The sequence below is a fragment of the Roseateles sp. P5_B10 genome, from assembly GCF_056400485.1.
In genome coordinates, this window is record NZ_JBFULE010000636.1 from 1 (window position 1) to 3082 (window position 3082).

At 66.4% G+C, this 3082-nt stretch carries 4 protein-coding genes; all 4 read left to right on the forward strand.

Annotated features, from left to right (window positions below; translation table 11 throughout):
• A partial coding sequence (locus AC1DU6_RS25190) for a hypothetical protein (RefSeq protein ID WP_477860421.1) occupies positions 1-368 on the forward strand: 368 nt, incomplete at its 5' end.
• Positions 365-988 carry a DUF7370 family protein gene (locus tag AC1DU6_RS25195; protein ID WP_477860423.1) on the forward strand — a complete coding sequence of 208 codons (624 nt, stop codon included), beginning with the start codon at positions 365-367 and terminating at the stop codon, positions 986-988. The genes AC1DU6_RS25190 and AC1DU6_RS25195, both read left to right, overlap by 4 nt.
• Before the next feature lie 13 nt (positions 989-1001).
• Positions 1002-2543, forward strand: coding sequence for an SGNH/GDSL hydrolase family protein (locus AC1DU6_RS25200; protein ID WP_477860424.1), 1542 nt, complete (start codon positions 1002-1004; stop codon positions 2541-2543).
• A gap of 27 nt (positions 2544-2570) precedes the next feature.
• Positions 2571-2912, forward strand: a complete 342-nt coding sequence (locus AC1DU6_RS25205; RefSeq protein WP_477860426.1) for a hypothetical protein — start codon at positions 2571-2573, stop codon at positions 2910-2912.
• The last annotated feature ends 170 nt before the right edge of the window (positions 2913-3082 follow it).

A 3082-nucleotide genomic window follows, 5' to 3' on the forward strand; every position in this document is an offset into this window, starting at 1 on the left:
GCTACTACCTGCACTACCTGCACCGCGACGCGGCCGGCAACGACTCCACAGCGGCCCACAGCGCGCAGTTCACAACTGCCGCGCTGCCCCGCGCCACGGTGCCGCTGTTCGAGGTCGACGGCACCACGCCCATCGCTGATCAGTCGGGCGTCACCTGGGCTTGGTATGACGCCTATCCGCCAGACCTGTCAGCGGCGGCCGTGGCGCGCGGCACCGGCAGCATCGCGAGCGGAGAGATTGACGTCTCGCTGGCAGGCACTTCGCTGTCGGTCGGCCAGGTCGGCACGTTGATCGCCTGCAAGGGCAACGGCACGCCGGGCAGCACCGGCAATCGAGCCATCGTCATCCCCTGGGCGGTGAACGCATGAGCGTCGCGGCCTTTCAGCAGCAATTCAGCGCCGGCGGTGCGGCGCTGTTCGCTCCGCAGTTCGTGGACGAGTCCGGCCCAGGGCCCGACCCTACTTTCACGATCCAGCCGGCCAGCATCGCCAGCGCGGCCGCGATTGGCTCGCCGACATTCGCCTTTGTGAGCGCCTTTGATGTCTCGCCCGCGGGCGTGGCCAGCACCGCAGCGATCGGTGTGCCCGTGGTGGACTTCGACTTCGAGCCCATCGTCTCCCTGATCACGTTGGCCCAGGCCAAGCAGTACCTGGACTTCGCGCTCAGCGTCACGATGCCTGACTTCGTGGTCCAGGCCGCCATAGACAAGACGTCGCCCTATCTGCCGGACCTGGTCACAGCCGGCTACAGCACCACGGACCAACTCATGATCCAGTGCATGGCCGTCGCGCTGATCGCAGTGGGCGGCACCCCGCGCCGGCTGACGTCCCAGCACGCACCCTCGGGCGCCTCGCGCGGCTTCAAGGTGAGCGACCGCGACCTGCAGGCGCTGCGCCGCGCGCTGGCCGCGCTGGACGTGGCCGGAATCCTGGCCGCTGTTGTCGGTCCAGACCCGACTGCAAACACTCTTTTCATGGTCACCTGCTGACCGGAGGTATTTCATGTCCGATCTCACGCAAAGCAACCACGCCAACGTGTTCCTGAACGTCGGGGAATCCGTTCGAGTCGTCACCTCTGGGCAAGCCACGGTGGAGAGTCTGTATGGCGCGCCCGCGGGCACGACGACCGTCACGGCCAACTCTGTGCTGTTCGGGCCGTATGGCGTCGCGGCCAGGCTGCGGATCACCGCTGTCTCCGGGTCGTGCTCCTACAACGCGCCTACTCAAGCGCCGGTTACCTACGACGCGTCCAGCGGTCAGTACTCCCCCCAGGGGGGATGGGCATGGAACCTCTCGCGCCGCGTCGTTGGGGGCGCCAAGCTTATCGCCGCCGGCAAGAACTTCGGCTTCAATGCCACGGCGCACGGTTGCTTCCCTTGGCCGCACCGCTTCACGCATGTGCAGCTCGTGTGCGCCGCGCTGACTGCTACGTCAACCATCAAGGCGGCAGTTGCAGCATCGTCCGTGTACGGCAATGGCTACACGCCGAAACTTGCTGATGGCACAACAGACAACACGTTCACCCCCGTGACCTGGGGCACCACTGACCCCAACGACCAGAGCAATCCGGGCGGCGGTGTGGCGCTCGGCAGCGTGGCGGCGGGCAGCGGCACGGCCGATACGGCCGCCATCAACGGCCACGTCTTCAGCGACATCATTGCGTTGCCTTGCTTCGAGCGCGTCGATGGCGGCACGAACCGCCTCTGCATGGTTCGGGGCTTCGCCGCCAGCAACCTGCCCGGCTGCTCGTTCGCTTCACTGAACCCCGCCAACGTCAGCACGTCGCCTCGCGGCACCATTCAGCAGATTGAGCCCGACTGGGCGGGCGGCTACCAGAACAGTGCCACGGACTTCATCGCCACGCCAGGCAGCTACGCGCCGGCCGGCTTCGATTGGCAGTTCCCGAACGAGGTGCGCTTCTTCAGCGARCGCCAGGTCATCCCCGTCGAAATTTACGGCGACAGTCTGCGCGCAGGCTTCGTGCCCAACGCTTACCCTGTCGAGCCCAATGAAGGCGGGCAATTCAACGGCTACGCACGTCGCGCGATCACGTCGCTGCAAGCGCTCGGCCTGCCCTTCGTGCTCTCCAACTCGGCGCGGGTGGGTCAGACCAGCACCTACCTTGAAAACGCCATCCGGCGCATCCCTTGGTCGCGGCCTGCTATCGCCGTCCTCCCGTCGTGGACGAGCAATGATGGTGCCGGCTCCGACGCAATCTTTGACGCCAATTTCGCGCGCCTGCTGCGAGCGATCCAAACTTGTCAACGCGCCGGCACCATGCACATCGTTGAGGTGTCCGGCCCGCAGGGCTCGTTGAGTCTTGCCGATGACAACCGGCGCAAGGCCTACAACGCCCGCGTCCGCAACCTGGGCGGCTGGCAGTTTGACGTGGATGCGCTGACCAGCGATGGCGCCAGCCCGGCGAACTTCCTGCCCGCATACCAGCCAGCCTCGGGCTTCGACCGCACGCACTTTTCCGCAGCCGGTCATGCGCTCTTGGAGGTGCCGTTTGCGACGCTCTTGCGCATGGTGGCTGGCGTCTGACCTCCAATCCCTTGCCGGTGCGCTTTGATGTCAGCAGCAGCGAATTGGAGCTACACCGCCAAGGCCACCCTCTGGCCCTGGCTGGGTCGCGACGACTGGACTCAGCGCGAGACATTTGGCCCGCCGGAGGTCTTCGCCTGCGACTACAGCGCCGAGTCGGTGCGCATGGTGGACGGGAAGGGCGTCGAGTTCACGACCCGGCAGATCCTGTACACGGAGCGCGCTGACATCAAGCAGGGCGACAGGGTGCTGATCGGAGAGATCTCCAACCCTGACCCCATCGCGGCCGGTGCGCTCGAGGTGCGCGCGATCACGCGTGACGCAGACACGTTCGATCGGGCCGCCGACGATTTCAAGGTGGCCACCTGATGGCCAGCCCGCGTGTCGTCAACCGCCTGCCGCAGTTCATCGAGGACCGCGAGCGCCGGGCCACCGCAGCGATGACCAAGGCCCTCGTGCTGGGCGCCAGCGAGGCCAGCGTGATGACGCCCATCGACACGTCCACGCTTCTGAACTCGCAGTATCGGCGCGTCGAGAGG

What these genes read in the sequence shown, in the direction of transcription:
- AC1DU6_RS25195 (WP_477860423.1), top strand. Translation starts at nt 365, where the DNA reads ATGAGCGTCGCGGCCTTTCAGCAGCAATTCAGCGCCGGCGGTGCGGCG.
- AC1DU6_RS25205 (WP_477860426.1), top strand. Translation starts at nt 2,571, where the DNA reads ATGTCAGCAGCAGCGAATTGGAGCTACACCGCCAAGGCCACCCTCTGG.